Annotated in this window: 21 protein-coding genes; 15 read left to right on the forward strand and 6 right to left on the reverse strand. The window is 45.1% G+C overall.

What is annotated here, in order from left to right; all coding sequences use genetic code 11:
- Positions 1-122: 122 nt before the first annotated feature.
- From AC3A14_RS19855 to AC3A14_RS19865, 3 genes are read left to right on the forward strand one after another with little or no spacing between them, the layout of a single operon-like run.
- The gene (locus tag AC3A14_RS19855; protein WP_318734148.1) at positions 123-569 is read left to right on the forward strand and encodes a BamA/TamA family outer membrane protein; all 447 of its coding nucleotides are present in this window, start codon (positions 123-125) and stop codon (positions 567-569) included.
- 49 nt (positions 570-618) lie between these two features.
- On the forward strand, positions 619-1,044 hold the full coding sequence (locus AC3A14_RS19860; RefSeq protein ID WP_318734151.1) for a putative toxin-antitoxin system toxin component, PIN family: 426 nt from the start codon (positions 619-621) through the stop codon (positions 1,042-1,044).
- A gap of 2 nt (positions 1,045-1,046) precedes the next feature.
- Positions 1,047-1,283 (forward strand): toxin-antitoxin system HicB family antitoxin, encoded by a 237-nt coding sequence (locus AC3A14_RS19865; protein ID WP_318734153.1) that lies wholly within the window; start codon positions 1,047-1,049, stop codon positions 1,281-1,283.
- Positions 1,284-1,436: 153 nt separating this feature from the next.
- On the opposite strand, the gene AC3A14_RS19870 is transcribed toward AC3A14_RS19865, so the two are convergent.
- Both AC3A14_RS19870 and AC3A14_RS19875 read right to left on the reverse strand, forming a co-directional pair.
- Positions 1,437-2,384 (reverse strand): succinate--CoA ligase subunit alpha, encoded by a 948-nt coding sequence (locus AC3A14_RS19870; protein ID WP_318734155.1) that lies wholly within the window; start codon positions 2,382-2,384, stop codon positions 1,437-1,439.
- 32 nt (positions 2,385-2,416) lie between these two features.
- The gene (locus AC3A14_RS19875; protein ID WP_318734157.1) at positions 2,417-3,616 is read right to left on the reverse strand and encodes an ATP-grasp domain-containing protein; all 1,200 of its coding nucleotides are present in this window, start codon (positions 3,614-3,616) and stop codon (positions 2,417-2,419) included.
- A 161-nt stretch (positions 3,617-3,777) separates the two neighbouring features.
- Here AC3A14_RS19875 and AC3A14_RS19880 point away from each other — a divergent pair, with 161 nt between their 5' ends.
- From AC3A14_RS19880 to AC3A14_RS19900, 5 genes are all read left to right on the forward strand, one after another.
- The gene (locus AC3A14_RS19880; RefSeq protein ID WP_318734159.1) at positions 3,778-4,374 is read left to right on the forward strand and encodes a sigma-70 family RNA polymerase sigma factor; all 597 of its coding nucleotides are present in this window, start codon (positions 3,778-3,780) and stop codon (positions 4,372-4,374) included.
- Positions 4,371-4,769, forward strand: coding sequence for a hypothetical protein (locus AC3A14_RS19885; RefSeq protein WP_318698327.1), 399 nt, complete (start codon positions 4,371-4,373; stop codon positions 4,767-4,769). Before AC3A14_RS19880 ends, AC3A14_RS19885 begins: the two co-directional genes overlap by 4 nt.
- Positions 4,770-4,812: 43 nt before the next feature.
- Positions 4,813-5,319 (forward strand): Spy/CpxP family protein refolding chaperone, encoded by a 507-nt coding sequence (locus AC3A14_RS19890; RefSeq protein WP_413038702.1) that lies wholly within the window; start codon positions 4,813-4,815, stop codon positions 5,317-5,319.
- A 121-nt stretch (positions 5,320-5,440) separates the two neighbouring features.
- Positions 5,441-6,112 (forward strand): YqiA/YcfP family alpha/beta fold hydrolase, encoded by a 672-nt coding sequence (locus tag AC3A14_RS19895; protein WP_318698325.1) that lies wholly within the window; start codon positions 5,441-5,443, stop codon positions 6,110-6,112.
- Positions 6,113-6,220: 108 nt separating this feature from the next.
- A complete protein-coding gene (locus AC3A14_RS19900) occupies positions 6,221-7,363 on the forward strand; it encodes a histidinol-phosphate transaminase (RefSeq protein WP_318698324.1) in 1,143 nt (380 codons plus the stop codon).
- Here the strand turns inward: AC3A14_RS19900 and AC3A14_RS19905 are convergent.
- Positions 7,356-7,787: a hypothetical protein gene (locus AC3A14_RS19905; RefSeq protein WP_318698323.1), complete on the reverse strand. Its 432-nt coding sequence runs from the start codon at positions 7,785-7,787 to the stop codon at positions 7,356-7,358. The two genes, AC3A14_RS19900 and AC3A14_RS19905, sit on opposite strands and share 8 nt — an antisense overlap.
- A gap of 610 nt (positions 7,788-8,397) precedes the next feature.
- On the opposite strand from AC3A14_RS19905, the gene AC3A14_RS19910 reads away from it, so the two are divergent.
- Complete coding sequence (locus tag AC3A14_RS19910) at positions 8,398-9,066, forward strand: sugar transferase (RefSeq protein ID WP_318698322.1); 669 nt, start codon at positions 8,398-8,400, stop codon at positions 9,064-9,066.
- A gap of 122 nt (positions 9,067-9,188) precedes the next feature.
- On the opposite strand, the gene galE is transcribed toward AC3A14_RS19910, so the two are convergent.
- The gene (gene galE / locus AC3A14_RS19915) at positions 9,189-10,202 is read right to left on the reverse strand and encodes a UDP-glucose 4-epimerase GalE (RefSeq protein ID WP_318734161.1); all 1,014 of its coding nucleotides are present in this window, start codon (positions 10,200-10,202) and stop codon (positions 9,189-9,191) included.
- 186 nt (positions 10,203-10,388) lie between these two features.
- Here galE and AC3A14_RS19920 point away from each other — a divergent pair, with 186 nt between their 5' ends.
- From AC3A14_RS19920 to AC3A14_RS19935, 4 genes are all read left to right on the forward strand, one after another.
- A complete protein-coding gene (locus tag AC3A14_RS19920; RefSeq protein WP_413038703.1) occupies positions 10,389-10,772 on the forward strand; it encodes a DUF4346 domain-containing protein in 384 nt (127 codons plus the stop codon).
- A 267-nt stretch (positions 10,773-11,039) separates the two neighbouring features.
- Complete coding sequence (gene acsF / locus AC3A14_RS19925; RefSeq protein ID WP_318698319.1) at positions 11,040-12,116, forward strand: magnesium-protoporphyrin IX monomethyl ester (oxidative) cyclase; 1,077 nt, start codon at positions 11,040-11,042, stop codon at positions 12,114-12,116.
- A gap of 156 nt (positions 12,117-12,272) precedes the next feature.
- Positions 12,273-12,929, forward strand: coding sequence for a hypothetical protein (locus AC3A14_RS19930; protein WP_318734163.1), 657 nt, complete (start codon positions 12,273-12,275; stop codon positions 12,927-12,929).
- 165 nt (positions 12,930-13,094) lie between these two features.
- Complete coding sequence (locus AC3A14_RS19935; RefSeq protein WP_318698317.1) at positions 13,095-13,556, forward strand: pentapeptide repeat-containing protein; 462 nt, start codon at positions 13,095-13,097, stop codon at positions 13,554-13,556.
- Here the strand turns inward: AC3A14_RS19935 and ftsE are convergent.
- Together ftsE and AC3A14_RS19945 are read right to left on the reverse strand one after the other, a co-directional pair.
- Complete coding sequence (gene ftsE / locus AC3A14_RS19940) at positions 13,553-14,302, reverse strand: cell division ATP-binding protein FtsE (protein ID WP_318698316.1); 750 nt, start codon at positions 14,300-14,302, stop codon at positions 13,553-13,555. The genes AC3A14_RS19935 and ftsE overlap by 4 nt on opposite strands.
- A 9-nt stretch (positions 14,303-14,311) precedes the next feature.
- On the reverse strand, positions 14,312-15,088 hold the full coding sequence (locus AC3A14_RS19945; RefSeq protein WP_487779121.1) for a WecB/TagA/CpsF family glycosyltransferase: 777 nt from the start codon (positions 15,086-15,088) through the stop codon (positions 14,312-14,314).
- A gap of 123 nt (positions 15,089-15,211) precedes the next feature.
- On the opposite strand from AC3A14_RS19945, the gene AC3A14_RS19950 reads away from it, so the two are divergent.
- Both AC3A14_RS19950 and AC3A14_RS19955 read left to right on the forward strand, forming a co-directional pair.
- Complete coding sequence (locus AC3A14_RS19950) at positions 15,212-16,207, forward strand: RpnC/YadD family protein (RefSeq protein ID WP_318734165.1); 996 nt, start codon at positions 15,212-15,214, stop codon at positions 16,205-16,207.
- Between the two features lie 82 nt (positions 16,208-16,289).
- Positions 16,290-17,654 carry a sensor histidine kinase gene (locus AC3A14_RS19955; protein WP_318723047.1) on the forward strand — a complete coding sequence of 455 codons (1,365 nt, stop codon included), beginning with the start codon at positions 16,290-16,292 and terminating at the stop codon, positions 17,652-17,654.
- The last annotated feature ends 31 nt before the right edge of the window (positions 17,655-17,685 follow it).

The raw sequence follows: 17,685 nt of genomic DNA on the forward strand, positions 1-17,685 counted from the left end.
TATAGCGACCTTTGAGCTGCCTTGTCACCCCTTGAGGTCAAGACCATACTATCCAAATTCGGTTAATTCTGTGCTAATTTATAGGGTTCGGATTTTGTCAAGTACATTCGCTACCCAATTAAATGAGCTTACCCTGTCAATGGTCTAAACTTTGGGGAGAAGAAAACCTGTTACTCTGGCGCAGTGAGCTGCAACTAGCCACTAATCCTTTACTCCCCCTAGAAGCCTTTCGTTTAGGAGGATTAGACAGTGTGTGCGGCTATCGTCAAGATGGGATATTAACTGATAGCGGCTGGTTTTCTGCTTTAGAATTACGCTTTCCTCTGGTTAAAATTCCCCACTGGGATGCCCAAGTCCAATTGGCTCCTTTTTTTGATTATGGCATCGGTTGGAATTTCTCCGGTAGGGATACCCAACCGTTATCTTCCTTGGGAATTGGCTTGCGTTGGGAACAAGAAAGTTTAACGGCTGGAGTTCAATGGGGAATTACCTTAACCGATCGTCCTGTTAATCAGGGTACTTGGCAGGATAATGGCTTTTCGTTTTTTGTTTTATCTAAGCCGTTTTAATCAAATTGTCCTAGCTTACACATAGGCATATATATGCTATTATGCTCATATGACTTCAAGAATCGTTGTAGATACGAGCGTTTTCATTAGTGCGTTAATTAGTCCGAGTGGCCCAAGCCGAGAAGTAATTCGACTTTGTTTGAGCCGTCAATATCAGCCGATATTGGGAAATGCTCTGTTTTCTGAGTATGAATCTGTTGTTTTTCGCTCAGATATTTTCGATCAATGTTCTCTAACTGAAGAAGAGATTTTGGAGTTATTTCAAGCTTTTTTAAAGGTTTCAGAATGGGTGAATATTTACTTTTTGTGGCGACCGAACTTGAGAGATGAAGCTGATAACCATTTAATTGAACTTGCTCTAGCAGGTGGTGCTTCATCGATTGTTACCAATAACCTGAAAGATTTCCAAAACGCTGAACTATTATTTCCAAAATTATCGATCTTAAAACCAGAAGTAATGATAAGGAATAGGTGAATATGGCAACTTTAATGATTCAATTACCAGACGATCAATGCGATCGCCTTCAATATTTAGCAAAAGCCAAAGGAATCAGTATAAATAAACTGATTGAAGAGCTTTCAGTGCTTGCTTTGACTGAGTTTGAGGCAGAACGTAGATTTAAAGCTATGGCAGCTCAAGGTAACCCCAACAAGGGATTAAGACTATTGGAAAAACTGGATAATCTGAACTATAGCAGTGAAAGAGTTGATTAGGACAGTGAGGTTATGGTTTGAGGCAAGAGGCAATAGGCAAGAGGCAATAGAAAATGCCCTAACTCTCCCTTTCTCAGCTATAATATCAAAGCCATTGTAGGAAGGCCAAGAGCGTTCAGATTAGTACTGTTGTTTTTTTGTTCATTTTTATCCTCACTTTTGGCTTCTTCGTCCTCTAGCAGATGAAGCGGGTTTCAATTTAGTTTTCAGCAACCTAGGAATATCAGCAAGTTTCTGGGCTACAGAAATTTTACCAGCTTTAAAGGCTTCTAACTTGCGATCGCCCATTTCTGTATTCACCATCGAACCTCTTCCTGCTTTCGCCTCACCCACTAATAATCGGGACGCAATTAAGGCTGCATGACGTTTTCGGCGAAGTTTGGGGGACTGTTGACCCGCTAAATAGGCCACTACGGGTTTATCAATAGCTTCACTAATATATTGGGCAGCTTGTTCTTCTCCTCCTAGTCCACCCATCTCACCCACAAGGACGATCGCATCGGTTTGGTCATCTTCTTCTAAAATTTGTAACCATTGGGCAAACGAAGACCCTAAAATGGTTTCTCGGCCTAAACCCACCCCTACGGATTGACCCAATCCTGCCTTACTTAACTCTAAGGCTACCTGATAGGTCAGAGTATCCGCGCAACTAATTACACCAATGCGGCCGGGAGTATAACATTGAGTAGGATGGGTTCCCAGTAGTACTTGACCTGGGACAATGATGCCGGGACAATTGGGCCCCAAGACTAAGGTTTCCGTCACTTCCGCTTTACGCAGTAACTTCACCATATCCAGGGGAGGCATTCCAGAGGGAATTAAAATCAGATTGCGAATTCCAGCGGCGATCGCCTCTAGAGCAGCATCAAGCATTTCATAGGGCGAGACAAAAATCAACGATGTATCAATCCCCTCTACCTGAGTCACTGCCTCTTCCACCAAATCAAATGTGGGAATGCCTTCAATCTCTTGACCTCCATCTCCCGCACTCACCCCTGCCACCACATTCGTACCATACTCTTTCATTAACCGGGCATGGACTCCTCCTAAAGCCTGGGTAATTCCTTGGACTAATACTTTTTGAGTATGACTAAAGTTCATGGGTAATCAGGGCGCTTTTTTTGACAGAACACTTAAAGTTTACTGGGAGCCAAAGCTGCTTTAATTGCTGCTTCTAGGTCTTGTATCCACGTAATTTGAAATTGAGCTAATCGCTCTTCCATCTCTGGACTCAAGGGATCTCCCACCACTCTGAGAATAACTGGAATTGAACGACTCACAGGCGATCGAGATCGGCGTTCTAAGGTCTTTAGGATCGTTTCTGCAATGCGATCGCTCGGCGTTAAACTACCGATCAAATTCATGAGCAAGACCTCCCCATTCGTCCCATCGAGTACCCAATCCAAGGCAACCTCAATGCGCTCGCAGAGTTGATCGGCTAACCATCCCCCTTGAAAGTCTCCAGCAATATCTAAGCACCGGCCTGGATTGCCCCGGTGACTATAGATTAAATCGAGGGTGGCCATCATCAATCCTGTACCATTGGACAAGACTCCAATCGTGCCCTCTAAATCCATTAGATGAAAGCCCAGATCTCGGATCTTATCTCCTTTCTGTGGGCGATCGCCATTCATCTCTAACTTCAACGGATTAGCCTTGACCAATCCAGGGGTATGTTGGTGCAATAAGTCCACCATATCCGGATGGCGGCTTAAGGCCTCGTCATTCACCGTTATCTTACCATCTAGAGCCATCACACTGCCATCGGGACTTACGCCCAAAGGATTGATTTCTACCACATCCAGGTCTTTATCCACAAACAATCGATACATTTTTTCAATGATTTGACTAACCGATTGAATCAAGCGCCCCTGGAGTCCCATCTTTAACACCAAACGGCGAGCATAAAAAGGGGAAAAAGCCTGGTCTACCACCACGAATTGCATTTGTTCCATCACCGCATCGAGATCCACCCCGCCTTTCTTCGACCCTAACAGTACCGGTCGTCTAGCCTGAGTATCTAAAACAACTGCCAGATAGAACTCTTGATCGGCATTGTACTTAGCCTCTGCAAGAATCACATCTGGATAATCTCCCATAATCGGCAAATTCGCGATCGCTTGAGCAGCCGCCACTGCATCAATGGTATTTTCGGCAAACTTTACCCCTCCAGCCTTACTCCGACCTCCAGCCCGCACTTGAGACTTCAAGACTACGGGATAGGGAATCCTCAATCCTTTCAACTCAGCCGGATGATTGATGCACTGAGACGGCAATATTGGAATGCCAATCTCCGCGAATAGTTCCTTAGCCTGATACTCTAGTAAATCCATATAAAATTAGGGGTTAGACAAGATGGGTGATTTGTTAATCTTTTATTTTATCCAGAATTTAAAAATCTAGAGTTTTAAAATTATTCTTGACGACCTTGAACCTTCTGCTCCCCCCCCAAGTCTAAACATACAGAAATCACTAATGACGAGGAACGGGTTGCGTGGCTGCTAGATTAGCTCATCTTTGGGGACCCGATCGGAGGAATGGCGATTCTGAATCATCTAATCCTGATTCAGAATTAGTCCATCGATGTCTTCAGGGAGATCCCCAGAGCTATCGCCTATTATATCGCCGTTATCAAGCCCAGGTTCGATCCACTTTGTATCAACTTTGTGGGCCATCTCACCTGGATGACCTGGTTCAGGACGTATTTTTGCGAGCTTGGAAAGGACTACCCAAGTTTCGGAGAAGTGCAAAGTTTTCGACTTGGCTCTACCGAATCTCCTGTAATGTAGCCTCGGATCAACGGCGACAATTGGCTAAACAAAATCAATTGTCCTTGAATGTGGATCTTTTGTCTGTGTCTGAAAACACATCCGATTTAATGCACCTCCATTATCAAGATTTGGTGCATCAAGGTCTAGAACAATTGAGTTGGGAACAACGCACAGTTCTGGTTTTGCATGATTTGGAAGATGTACCACAAAAGGAGATTGCTCAGGTTTTACAGATTCCTTTGGGGACAGTGAAATCGAGGTTATTTCATGGCCGAGCAGCCATGCGTAAGTTTTTGGAAGCACAGGGAGTGCAATTATGAAGCCGCTTAATCCTCAATCTTCATCGGGTGAGCCAGAAAAGGACGATCGCCTGGTTGAGTTTCTGCATCACTATCGTCCTTGCCCTCCACCAGAGACAAGGGGGCTGGAAGACCAAATTCTGCCAGAAATTCAGAGCCTTAATCCTGAAATACGGGTAAGTCGCAAAAGGAGAAAGGTTTGGGTCGTAGGGGCGATCGCCGCTAGTCTGGTTTTAGGGATGGGTGGATATGCTCGTTGGTCTACTCAAATGGCAAGCCAACCCCTATCCGAAGAAGAAATCGCGTCATTAGATCAATTTTTGCAAGCTACTTGGCAGGAAACGGTCAGTCCGACTAGCCAAGAGTTGTCTTGGGTGCAAGACGATCCATTGCTTCTCTGGGAATCTTCCCCGTAAACCCATTAGTTTATTCATTCAACCGAAGAGGTATCTCAAAATGATGTCTGTTAATGTTCGTTCGATCGCTCGGGTCTGTTCTGTTAGCTTAACCTTACTGGTTCTTGGTGGGGGAATGGCTGAAGCTCAATCTCGTCGAAATTGGGATAATCAAGGTACGATTATGGCTCAACAAGGAGGCTGGAGTCAGCGCGGGCAGAATAGTCAATTGATGCAACAGTTGAATCTTTCTGAACAACAGCAACAGGATATTGAAGCCATTCGAGACCGCTATAAACCCCAATTGGAACAAGGTCGAGAGGCCATGCAGCAAGCTCGCGAGCAGTTGCGTAGTTTAATGACAGGAAATGCCAATGAGAGCCAAATTCGGAGCCAATATCAGCAGGTGCAACAGTTGGCTCAACAAATGGGAAGTCTTCGTTTTGAGAGCATGATGGAGATTCGTGCAGTGCTTGATGAGAGCCAACGGCAACAGTTTGCTGAGATGATGAATCAAAAACGCGATCGCTTTGGCCCAGGCCGAGGGAATCGTCGGGGTAATCAGGAATAATGAATCATTAACAATTGGGTTAGCCCATCATCTTAGGGTGGGTAGGGAAAGAGGTATAAGCTGGAATGGAATCGCTCTGTTCTCTTGCTCACCCTACCCCCTGGTTCTTTCCTGAAGAAAAATGGTTTTCCCATTACCGCGCGAAGCACTGTATTTCTATCTGCATGGGTTTGCCTCATCTCCCCAGTCCTTTAAGTCTCTGGCGATCGCCCAAAAATTTAGCGATCGCCAACTCACCTTGGAAGTCCCCAATCTGAATCAGGGTGATTTTTCTCATCTCACCCTAACTCGCCAATTGCAACAGGTGGGGGAATTACTCCCAGCATCAGAAACCCCAGTTTATATTATTGGTTCGAGTTTTGGAGGGTTAACAGCCACTTGGTTAGCCCAATGTTATCCTCAAGTGCAAGCATTAATTTTACTGGCTCCCGCTTTTGAGTTTTATACCTATTGGATGACTCAATTGACGGAATCTGAACGTCAAGAATGGCAAAAAAGGGGCTATTGGCCCATTTATCATTATGGCCAGAAGCGATCGCTTCCCTTACACTACTGTTTCATCTCCGATTTACTTCAATATCCCTCTTCGTCTCTCACCCGTGCTGTCCCTACGCTCATTTTCCATGGGTTACACGATGAAGTTATTGCCCTTAAAGTCAGTCGAGACTACGCTGAGAACCGACCTTGGGTTAACTTAATTGAGTTAGAGAGCGATCATAGCTTAGGCGATAAACTACCCCAAATTTGGCAAGGCATTCAAGACTTTTTACCTGGAATTACAACCCTCAACTAAGTTTTTCTGATTCCCTAGTGCCCACTGCTACCTATGACCAGCACGTAGCGCTATAAAATTTGATATGCTGATTTCATCTTCATCGCTACTTCTGAGTGAGTTAAGTCTATGTTGTCTTTCATCCGTCCGGCGATCGCCCAACTGAATGCCTATAAACCTCATCCAGGAAGCATCATCGGCACTCATCCACAGACTTTGGATCGACTCGATACCAATGAAAGCGCCAATGATTTACCAGAAGAGCTGAAACAGAAATTAGGCGAACTTTATATTCATTCCCTAGAGGCTAACCGCTATCCAGATGGCAGTCATCAAGAATTGAAAGAGGCGATCGCTGAATATGTCAACGAATCAGCTCAGATCTCTCCAGAAACTGCCCTTTTCCCCACTCAAATTTGCCTAGGAAACGGCTCCGATGAACTGATTCGATCCATCCTTATGGCCACATGTTTAGGGGAGAGAGCAGCGATTTTAGCCGCTAATCCCACTTTCTCCATGTATGGGATTCTCGCCCAAACCCTAGGCATTCCTGTGGTCAATAGTGACCGCAATCCCCAAACCTTTGAAACCAATCTAGAAGCCGCTCAAAAGATTGTAGAATCAGATACTTCGGTTCCGATTCGGGTGGTTTTTATGGTACATCCCAACTCCCCTACTGGAAACCCACTTACCCCTCAAGAAATCGAGTGGCTAAAACAACTCCCTCCAGAAATTTTGGTGGTGATTGACGAAGCCTATTTTGAATTTAGTCAACACACTCTCGTCTCTGAATTGGGTCAACATCCCAATTGGGTGATATTACGTACGTTTTCCAAAGCCTTTCGGTTAGCCTCCCATCGCGTCGGCTATGCTGTGGGTCACCCGGAATTCATTGAAGCCTTAGAAAAAGTACGACTGCCCTATAACTTACCTACGTTTTCCCAACTGGCAGCCCTGTTAGTTCTACAAAATCGTCAACCGATTCTCAGCAGTGTTGGTTCACTGTTGGAAGAGAGAAAATACCTAAAAGAACAGTTAAATCAAATTTCTCAGCTCACAGTTTGGCCAAGTGCGGGGAATTTTCTCTATGCTCGCCTTAATTCTAGCAGCCACCTGACCTACGAAACGCTCGGCGATCGCCTGAAAACCCAAGGCACTCTTATTCGTCACACTGGAGGAGGATTAAGGATCACCATTGGCAATCCGGACGAAAATAAACGCACTTACCAAAGACTCCATAGCCTTTTAGACTCAGTTTCCGTTCTTAACTGAGCAATCGAGCCTCATCGATCGTCTTTGGGAAAACACCTACCATCAACGCTAAAGCCTCATCAGGTATAGTTGCCAGAGTTTTAGCGCCAAAAAAAGCTTCAAAATGCTGAAGAATCTTTTGGGCCCGATTGAGAGGGATACTTTGGTCAGAGAATTGATGGGTAAAACGAATCCACTGAAGGCGAATTAAATAAGCTTGTCGTTGCTCCTCTAAGTTTTGCGGAGAGACCAGATCCAGATTTCCCACAGGTAAGAACCCATGACAATCTGAATCGCAGATTCCACCGACAGCCGCCCCAGGACCGGCAAATTCTGCATAATAGCGTTTATAGACAATCAGACCATTGCGACGGCTCTTATTGACCATCAACAATTTTCCTGATTTTAATTGACTCAAGGGATCGAGATCTGGCACCTCTAACACCGTTTGACCAAGTTTTCGAGTATGAAATGGGTTATGTTGACAATTTCCCGGAACTGACTGAACTCTTCTAGGTGAAGTCGAGGCAGCTATGGGGGAAGCCGATGATTGGCAGCCGTTTAGATGATTGCTCTCCATTTGCGATCATAGTCGGTTAAGTTCACAAGATGTTATGACAAAGAACAGGAGATTTGGTTTAATGCTCATAGATCATCTAAATTTAAGCTGAGACAAACCCAGTTTAAGTGCATTAACTCTAGCTGGCAATAACTTTCCCGGTACTTCTTTGCTCTAAGATGCATCCGATCAAAACTATATTCAGAGATTTAAGAGCAGGATCGGGGATACCCTTGACTTTTAACGGGTTGATGAGTCAATGCTGGCGCTTTATTGTTAAAATTATTCGATCTATCTTTCAGTGTAAATCCTATAGTTAGTCCATATCCTAACTTCATCAAAACTTCATAAAACTGAAGAAATGGGTACAGAATTTTAAAGATTTCAAGAAGCTTAAGTCTGAGCGCTACCCAAAGACCAAAGGATTGACTTAGCATAGAGATGTATAAGCACACACTCGAATCAAGCCCCATAAGTCCCTCATAATGTAAGTGTTATGAACAGTAATTATTCCCTTGGTTCAAGCTGGGAATTGGTATCGGTTTTACCCAGACTCCATCATCCTTCTACAGATTGCCCGATTAAACGTACCATCGATATTATTGGTAGTCTTGTCGGTTTGTTGATTCTAGCTCTGATCTTTATCCCGATCGCCATTGCCATTAAACTCGATAGTCCTGGACCTATTTTCTTCAGTCAGCGCCGCTATGGACTCCATGGTAAGCCATTTACTATTTATAAGTTTCGCTCGATGGTGACCAATGCTGATAATCTGAAATCGAAAGTGAAAAACCAGGCTGAGGGGTTAATCTTCAAAAATAAATCCGATCCCCGCGTCACTAAAGTGGGCCAATTTTTGCGTAAAACTAGCTTAGATGAGTTTCCTCAATTCTGGAATGTCTTACTGGGAGAGATGAGCTTAGTCGGAACTCGTCCCCCTATCCATGATGAAGTGATTCGCTACAAACCTCATCACTGGAGACGATTGGATGTAAAACCAGGTTTAACGGGACAATGGCAGGTGAAGGGACGTTCGTTAGTGAGCAATTTCGAGGATATCGTGAGCTTAGATTTAGAATATCAATCCCTCTGGACTCCTCTCTATGATTTAGAACTCATTTGGCAAACGGTTTATGTTATTTTACATCGGACAGGGGCTTGTTAACCGATTGAGCTGGGTTTAAGGTGATATTGTAGGGGTCAACACTTGTTGGTTAACCCCTCTTATTTTGGGGAATAGGAAAACAGGGATGCAGGGACGCAAAGACGCAAAGACATGGAGATGGACTACTCTCCATTCCCTATTCCATGCCTCGATTGATGCCATTGCCAAGCATGGCGAATAATGGTTTCTACATCAGGATAGATGGGATTCCAGTTGAGGAAAGTTCTGGCTTTATCACTACTACCCACTAATATAGGCGGATCTCCAGGACGGCGATCGCACTCAACGGCTTTAATTTCACATCCGGTTACTTGGCGAGCCGTTTCAATAACTTGTCTGACGGAAAAGCCATTGCCATTCCCCAGATTAAAGACTTCACTTTCGCCACCATTGAGCAGGTATTCTAAACCCAGAACATGGGCAGCCGCTAAGTCAAGTACATGAATATAATCTCGAATACAGGTTCCGTCTTCTGTGTCATAATCTGTGCCAAAGATAGATAAGGAGTCCCGTTTTCCTAAAGCCGTTTGCAGCGCTAAGGGAATCAAATGGGTTTCTGGATGATGATCTTCACCTAATAAGCCTCCAGGTTCGGCTCCAGCCGCGTTAAAATAGCGGAAGCGGACCGATTGTAAGCCATAGGCATGGTCAAAATCAGTGAGAATGCGTTCAACCATGCCCTTACTGGCAGCATAGGGACTCATGGGATTTTGGGGATGATCTTCGGGGATAGGAAGAGTTTGAGGTTCCCCATAAATGGCACAAGTGGAAGAGAAAACTAACTTCTTGACCTTGGCGGTTAACATGGCTTCTAGGAGGGTTAACGTGCCATGAACGTTATTACTGTAGTACATGCCCGGTTTTTGGACGGACTCGCCAACGGCAATAAATGCGGCGAAGTGCATGACGGCAGCGATAGGATAAGTTTGGAAGACTTGATCGAGTAGGAGGCGATCGCTAATATCCCCTACAATTAAGGGTACTTTGAGAACATCTTCGACTAAATCCTGATGCCCATAACTGAGATTATCTAGAATAATCACCTCATAGTTAGCCTGTTGTAAAGCCAACACTGCATGGGAGCCAATATAGCCGGCTCCACCGGTTACTAAAATCGTTGGTTTTGCTTGCGCCACCTGAAAATCCCCTTATCTATGGATATTTGGATATTTGTCTAGTAGTTGCTCTGCCCTAAATCTCTATTTTCCTTGGAATCGATTCCCCAGAAATCTTACACTATAAATAGCATGGGTAAGGGGTTCAATCGATGAACATCAATCTTACCCATAATGTTCTATCTAACGTTAGCCTTTTTGTTCTGTATGACTGATATTGCCCAAGAGATTACTGCCATTGATAACGAACTCTCGAAACGAGATATTGCTCTCGATCCAGGAGGGTATTTTATTATTTACCTTGACCGAGAAGCTGGGCTGATTGGCACCAAGCATTTTACTAATATTATCAACGATCGCGGTCTGGCAGTCGATCCGGACACTGGAAAGGTTATTCCTGCCAAAGGGAAAGTGGAACGAACCGCGAGTCAGGTTTACACAGCGCGAACGGCAAAGGAATTGTGCGTCAAACTCTTTGAAACCGATCCTCCCTGTGGGGTAACGATGTTCGATCATGCGGCGTATCTGGGACGGGAGTTGGTGCGGGCAGAGTTCGCCCTGATTCAGGGTACAGAGTATATCCAAGATTAAGAAAGATTAAGAAATCTGCGATCGTGTGGTGCAGCCTAGTCCAAAATAGCTGTATCCCTTCTACTGATAGGGATAGATATGGGATTTACCTCAGCGATAAATTAAGGAAAGTAACAGAATTGTTGCAACTCTTAACATAAAAATGGCGATCGCTGCCTCAGACCTTGTTAAACTAAGACCCTAGATACTTTAAAAACCCTCCCTCACCGGAGATCCAACCCCCCTTAAGGGAAGCGCTCATAACTCAAAACAAATCCTTAAAGACCTATGGTAAGCTCGGCTGAAAAACCCGCTTTTCAAGAAATCCGTCCAGGCGTAAAAGTCCCGGCTAAGGAAACTATCCTGACCCCTCGATTCTACACCACAGACTTCGATGAGATGGCTGAGATGGACATCTCTGTAAATGAAGACGAATTGCAAGCGATTCTGGAAGAATTCAGAGCAGATTATAATCGCCATCACTTTGTCCGTGACGAGGAATTTAATCAATCCTGGGATCATATTGATGGTGAAACCCGTCGGTTGTTTGTCGAATTTCTCGAACGCTCTTGTACCGCTGAGTTTTCTGGTTTCTTACTCTATAAAGAATTGGGCCGTCGTCTCAAGGGTAAAAGTCCAGTGTTGGCAGAATGCTTTAATTTAATGTCCCGTGACGAAGCCCGTCATGCTGGATTTTTGAATAAGGCGATGTCCGACTTCAATCTCTCCTTAGACTTAGGCTTTCTGACGAAAAGTCGGAGCTATACTTTCTTCAAGCCTAAGTTTATTTTCTACGCTACTTACCTGTCTGAAAAAATTGGCTACTGGCGCTATATCACAATCTATCGCCACTTACAGAAACATCCAGAAGATAGAGTTTATCCCATCTTCCGCTTCTTTGAAAATTGGTGTCAGGACGAAAACCGCCATGGTGATTTCTTTGATGCCATTATGAAATCTCAGCCCCAAATACTCAATGATTGGAAGGCGAAACTCTGGAGTCGTTTCTTCCTGTTGTCGGTGTTTGCAACCATGTTCCTTAATGATATTCAACGGTCAGATTTCTATGCTTCCATTGGTTTAGATGCGCGCGAATACGACATTTATGTGATCAAGAAAACCAATGAAACCGCAGGTCGGGTATTCCCAGTCATGTTGGATGTAGACAATCCGAAATTCTATGAATATTTGGATATTTGCATCGAAAACAATAAGAAATTGCGGGAAATTGATGCTTCTAGCAGTCCCAAGTTCTTAAAACCCCTGCAAAAGCTTCCCCATTACCTTTCTAATGGTGTTCAGTTTATCAAACTGTATTTCATGAAACCCATTGATGTGACAGAAATGGAAGGCGCTGTTCTTTAATTAGATTTTTTCATGAGGTGAAAGGGTTCTGTCAAGATTGGCAGGCCCTTTTTATGGTTTTTAAAGGGATAAAACCACAGAGTCACGGAGAAACACGGAGTTTACCTCTCTTTTGAGGGTAAGACAATGGAAATGGGAGAATCTGTTAAGAGTTTAATGAGTATCATCCTGGGGTTAGTCGCTGGGTTATGGGGGATGGAACTTGCTGCCTATGCCGAGCCTGTGGAGGTGCCACCAGGGGTTTTAGAAGGCTCTCCCGTGCTGCAACGTTGGCAAGAGGACGCGCCAAATGTGTTAGAAGAGATCCAAACCGATCCGAGTTTGCCGACTCGACTGAAAGCGGGGTATTCCCAGTTTCCGTCATCAGATCATCTAGGGGGGTTTCATGTGGGGTTAGAAGATTGGTGGGTGGGAAAAACGGGGTTAAGTTTCAGTGTAGGGTATGAGGGATCGTTTGAGGGGGAGCGATCGCACTTAGCCCTAGATCTTCATTATCATGTACTCCCCCTAGGTGGCTATTTTAACTTAGCTCCCGTCTTCGGGTATCATCATCTGGGAACCCCAGACTATTCAAGAGGGGGGATTAATTTGGGGCTACGCCTGATTCTCATTCCTTCACGGGGAGGAGGTACAGATTTATCCCTCTCTCAAACCTTTGTCAATCCGGGAAGTGGCACAGAAATTGGTTTAACGACCCTTGCCATGGGTTATGCTCTAACTGAGCAGTGGCGTTTAGGAACAGAGATCGAAAAACAGAACTCCACCGAGCGTAAAGATAGTCGAGTCGGTATTTCCTTAGAATGGATGTTTTAGCGCAATGTAATATCTCAGCAATTATAGCATAACTGTGGCGATCGCACATCCGGCACAAGGGTGAATTGCAAATCCTCCACTTGGAGGAAGAAATTCCAGGGATGTGACCCCTATACTGAGAATCATAACATTCGATCTATACACCAGTGTGGGAGGTAAGCCAATATGAAACTTACACATGCAGCCGTTTTAGCCTTATTTACTCCCCTTCTATGGCTCAGTCCAGCTAAAGCTGAAAATCCCGATCGCGTCCAACAACTACTTGAAACTCGCGCATGTATGGGCTGTGACCTCTCTGGTGCAGATTTAAGCCAACACCATTTGATTGGCGCAGACTTACGCAATGCTGATTTATCCGGTGCAAATCTGACTGAAGCAAACTTAGAAGGTGCAGATCTCACGGGTGCTAATCTCGAAGGCGCGAACCTAACCGATGCCTTCCTCAACCAAGCCAGTTTACATGAAGCCAATCTAGTCGATGTTGATTTTACCCGTGCTTCTCTAATTGAAGTGGATGTTACCCGTGCAGAGATGCAAGACCTGACGATTACGGAAGCAACCATCTACAATACCCAAATTGGGGTCGGTGGATTAGCTCCAGAACCAGGTGAAGATGTAGAATTCTAATCGACAGGGGTTAAATGCCCTTGATGGAGAGATAAGACTGGTTTTCCTAAAAACTGAATCAATCGTTCGTCATGGGTAGTCACCAGAATGGTGATGCCCATGCGATTGACTTTTTGTAAGATTTTCATTACTTGTATGGCGTTGTGGGAATCCAGGTTACCTGTGGGTTCATCGGCTAACAGGAGGGGAGGTGTCCCTACCAGAGCGCGTGCTAAACTTGCCCGTTGTTGTTCTCCTCCAGAGAGGTAATGGGGGAAACAGTTGGCTTTGTGGGATAAACCTAACATTTTCAAGGTAGGGGGTAGACGGCGCTGGATTTGTGCAGGGCTAAATCCTTGGGCGCGAAGAACAAAGGTTAGGTTTTCAGCAATGGTTTTTTGGGGGATAAGTTGGTAGTCTTGGAAGACAATACCCATTTTACGCCGCAGTTGGGAGAGGCGATCGCCTTTTAAGTCTGTCATCGTTTCCCCTAAAACGGTCAAGTTACCGGATGTGGGCTTTTCTGCCCCATAAATGAGCTTGAGAAACGTCGATTTTCCTGCTCCAGATGCTCCCGTAATAAACAGAAAATCGCCCTTACAAACCACTAAGGAGATTTGGCGCAGGGGACAAGCGCCATTGTTATAGGTTTTTTGGATCTTCTGAAACTGAATAATGATTTTTTTTCCTGCAACCGAGGGTTCTGGGGAATGAGATGGCTGCCACCATTGCCGGACTGACTGTAGCGTTTGTTTTAGGGTTTTCATCTGAACCGATCAGAACGACTGAGTTAAGGATAGCCAGGCAAACCGAGGTAGGGCTAACATTCTCCGCCAACGACTGGGTTCTTGGTAGAGACGATACACCCATTCTAAATGGCGATCGCGCAACCAAACCGGAGCGCGATCTTTTCGTCCTGCCCAAATATCAAAACTGCCCCCCACTCCAATCCAAATGGACTCCGGACAGATCCAGCGATGTTGGGCAATCCAGAGTTCTTGACGGGGAACGCCTAAGCCAACATAAATCAAGTAAGGTTGTTTTTCTTCTAACGTAGATAAAAGGGCTTTCTGTTCAGCTTCAGACAGATACCCATGTTGCGCCACGATCTCAAGATCTGGACAGTGCTGCTGCCACATTTTTGCCGCCTCTTCAGCAACTCCTGGCTGTCCTCCATAGAAAAACACCCCTTTAGAGACTTCCTCTGATGAAGAGAATTCAGGGATACGATAAAGCAGTGTTTGGGCTAACTCAATACCGGGAAAGCGCTGGATCTGATACCCCTGCCATTGCAAGTATAAAACCACTCCCGATCCATCGGGAATGACCAAATCTGCTTGGCGGATCACCTCTGCTAGAGCTGGATTTTCCCGCGCTTGCATAGTCATTTCTGCATTCAGAGTCACCACATGTGCTCCTTGACGTTCCTCGAGCAGATGCAGTAACCACCCTGGATAATCGTCGCATAAATGAATAGGAAGATCCATCACCCGTGCTGGTTCTGGACTCTTCAGCAGATTATTCTCCATCCTCACTCCTTCTACCCACTCCATATTCTTGCATTTGAAGATCTATCGTCAATGCTTCCGTATTTTACCTTAGCGCTACCCAAGCTATTTCGGGAGTCAGGGAAGAGGCGATCTATCATAGAGCCATTATGGATTAAAGGTGCAGGAATGACCGATTTTGACTCACCATGGAAAGAAGCGATTTCGCTTTACTTTCATGATTTTATGCGCTTTTTCTTTCCCCTGATTGAGGCAGAGATTAATTGGGCAAGGGGCTTTGAATTCCTCGATACCGAACTCCAAAAAATCAAGCGCGAAACTGAAACCGGGCGACGAGATGCAGATAAACTGGTCAAAGTCTGGTGCAGGAATGGGGAAGAAATTTGGGTGTTGTTACACATCGAAGTCCAATCACAAGCCCAATCCGAGTTTGCTGAACGAATGTATATCTACAATAGTCGTATCTTTGACACTTATCGTCGTAACATAGCCAGTTTAGCCGTTTTAGCTGACGATCGCCCATCATGGCGACCCTATCATTATCAGCGAGACTTTTGGGGATGCCAGGCCAGCTTAACCTTTCCGATCGTCAAGCTCCTTGATTACAATATCAGTGAGCTTGACAATGACCCTAACCCCTTTGCTGCCCTAGTTCAAGCCCATAGAGCAGCCCAGAGTATGGGTGAAAATCCAGAGGGGGGTTATGAGAATAAACTCGCCTTGATCAAAAGTCTCTATCAACGGGGATTGTCCCGCGAGGATATTGTCGAGCTATTTCGATTGATTGATTGGCTCATTGCTCTACCAGAGAGAGAAGAGCGACGTTTATGGACAGAAATTGAAACGTTAGAACAGGAGAGAGCTATGCCTTATATTACCAATGTCGAACGGTTTGGTATTGAGAAAGGGAGACAAGAAGGACGAGAAGAGGGACGAGAAGAGGGACGAGCTGAAGGGCAACAAGAAGCGATATTCCGTATTCTGGAAGTCCGTTTTGCCGACATTCCGTCAAAGTTAGTAGAGCAAGTGCGGAAGATAGAAAATTGGGAGATCCTCGGAGAACTGTTGACTCAAGCGGTAACAGCTCAATCCTTGCAGGCTTTTGAGGAAGTCGTGAATGAATATGGGGATGGGGCAGCAGAGGAGGACAATAGCAATAGCTAGTCGCTATTTATAGACGATTCAAGGAAAAGGTAAAACTTATTTTTCCTATTGCCTGTTGCCTATTGCCTATTGCCTAGTATCTATGTTTCAAACGACTCGTCGCCGTTTAGCTTTGTGGTACACTACCGTGACTGCGGTGCTGCTGTTGTGTTTTGCTGGCGGGATTTATGGGTATGTGCGGGCGACGCTGATCGATCGCATTGATGATACCCTGAATCATGTGGTGGAGGTGGTGGAGCGATCGCTCATTTTTGAATCTCTGTCTACGGCTAGTCGTCAATCGCCCCATTTTCAGATTAATCTAGAAGCAAGTTTTCAACACCAAGTGGAACCAGCAGAGGACGATCGCATTGATTTAGAATGGTTTAGTCCCACGGGAGAGTTATTATGGTCAACTTGGGAAACTCCCCTTAATCTTCCGCTCCATTTTAATCGTATGGGGGAAACGGTACGAATTGAGCGATCGCCCCAGGAAAATCTTTGGAATTATACAGACTCTGATGTCCTCCTACGACAAGTGACCGATCGCGTACAAGTGGATCGGGAGGTGTTAGGATACTTGCGCGTGAGCCATCCTTGGTTTGAAGTCACCAAACCCACACAGCAGTTAATGGTGGATTTGGCGGCTGTTATTAGTTTAACAATCATTGCCGTCGCGGCGATCGGGTGGTTTTTATCCGGTTTAGCGATGGAACCAGTTAGAGTGAGTTATCTCCAACTGAAGCAATTTACCTCCGATGCTTCCCATGAATTAAGAAATCCGATTGCTACGATTCAAACGAACGTTCAAGTTGCTCTTGCCGATCCCAGTTTAGATCCTCAACAACATCAACCTTTACAAGTCATAGAACGACTCACGCGCCGTATGGGACGGTTAGTTAACGATCTGTTATTTTTAGCCCGGCAAGATAGTGGTATGGTCGAACAGCACTGGCAATCTATTCCCTTAGATGCCTTGGTGATGGAAGTGATTGAAGAACAGCAGTTAATTGCGCGATCGCGTAATTTAACCTTAGACTTTAATCTAGACTCTCCCGATTATCCTCCGGATCTAGACCCCTTCACCGTCACTGGAGATTGGACTCAGTTAAGCCGTTTATGCACCAATTTAATTAGTAATGCTCTGCAATATACACCTACGGGAGGAACCATTACAGTCTGTTTAAGCCAGGGTTCTGGAGTCCAATTGCAAGTCAAAGACACGGGGATAGGCATTGCTAAAGCCGATTTACCCTATCTCTTCGATCGATTTTACCGAGTCGATGCGTCTCGCAGCCGAGATATACGAGATCCTGAAGGTCAAGTAGCGACAGGATCGGGGTTAGGATTAGCGATTGTTAAGGCGATCGTTGATAACCATCATGGCTCAATTAAAATAGAGTCTCAACGCGATCGAGGAACCACTGTTACCGTAACTCTACCCGCATATCGACCCGATCGAGGATGATCTCGTATCGAGCCTTTTTAATTCTACTTTA

It is taken from the genome of Roseofilum sp. (assembly GCF_982964205.1).

Excerpts from the sequence above, each read along its gene's own strand:
- AC3A14_RS19855 (WP_318734148.1), top strand. The coding sequence starts at position 123 with ATGAGCTTACCCTGTCAATGGTCTAAACTTTGGGGAGAAGAAAACCTG.
- AC3A14_RS19860 (WP_318734151.1), top strand. The coding sequence starts at position 619 with ATGACTTCAAGAATCGTTGTAGATACGAGCGTTTTCATTAGTGCGTTA.
- AC3A14_RS19865 (WP_318734153.1), top strand. The coding sequence starts at position 1,047 with ATGGCAACTTTAATGATTCAATTACCAGACGATCAATGCGATCGCCTT.
- AC3A14_RS19870 (WP_318734155.1), bottom strand. The coding sequence starts at position 2,384 with ATGAACTTTAGTCATACTCAAAAAGTATTAGTCCAAGGAATTACCCAG.
- AC3A14_RS19875 (WP_318734157.1), bottom strand. The coding sequence starts at position 3,616 with ATGGATTTACTAGAGTATCAGGCTAAGGAACTATTCGCGGAGATTGGC.
- AC3A14_RS19885 (WP_318698327.1), top strand. The coding sequence starts at position 4,371 with ATGAAGCCGCTTAATCCTCAATCTTCATCGGGTGAGCCAGAAAAGGAC.
- AC3A14_RS19890 (WP_413038702.1), top strand. The coding sequence starts at position 4,813 with ATGTCTGTTAATGTTCGTTCGATCGCTCGGGTCTGTTCTGTTAGCTTA.
- AC3A14_RS19895 (WP_318698325.1), top strand. The coding sequence starts at position 5,441 with ATGGTTTTCCCATTACCGCGCGAAGCACTGTATTTCTATCTGCATGGG.
- AC3A14_RS19900 (WP_318698324.1), top strand. The coding sequence starts at position 6,221 with ATGTTGTCTTTCATCCGTCCGGCGATCGCCCAACTGAATGCCTATAAA.
- AC3A14_RS19910 (WP_318698322.1), top strand. The coding sequence starts at position 8,398 with ATGAACAGTAATTATTCCCTTGGTTCAAGCTGGGAATTGGTATCGGTT.
- AC3A14_RS19920 (WP_413038703.1), top strand. The coding sequence starts at position 10,389 with ATGACTGATATTGCCCAAGAGATTACTGCCATTGATAACGAACTCTCG.
- acsF (WP_318698319.1), top strand. The coding sequence starts at position 11,040 with ATGGTAAGCTCGGCTGAAAAACCCGCTTTTCAAGAAATCCGTCCAGGC.
- AC3A14_RS19930 (WP_318734163.1), top strand. The coding sequence starts at position 12,273 with ATGAGTATCATCCTGGGGTTAGTCGCTGGGTTATGGGGGATGGAACTT.
- AC3A14_RS19935 (WP_318698317.1), top strand. The coding sequence starts at position 13,095 with ATGAAACTTACACATGCAGCCGTTTTAGCCTTATTTACTCCCCTTCTA.
- ftsE (WP_318698316.1), bottom strand. The coding sequence starts at position 14,302 with ATGAAAACCCTAAAACAAACGCTACAGTCAGTCCGGCAATGGTGGCAG.
- AC3A14_RS19945 (WP_487779121.1), bottom strand. The coding sequence starts at position 15,088 with ATGGAGTGGGTAGAAGGAGTGAGGATGGAGAATAATCTGCTGAAGAGT.
- AC3A14_RS19950 (WP_318734165.1), top strand. The coding sequence starts at position 15,212 with ATGACCGATTTTGACTCACCATGGAAAGAAGCGATTTCGCTTTACTTT.
- AC3A14_RS19955 (WP_318723047.1), top strand. The coding sequence starts at position 16,290 with ATGTTTCAAACGACTCGTCGCCGTTTAGCTTTGTGGTACACTACCGTG.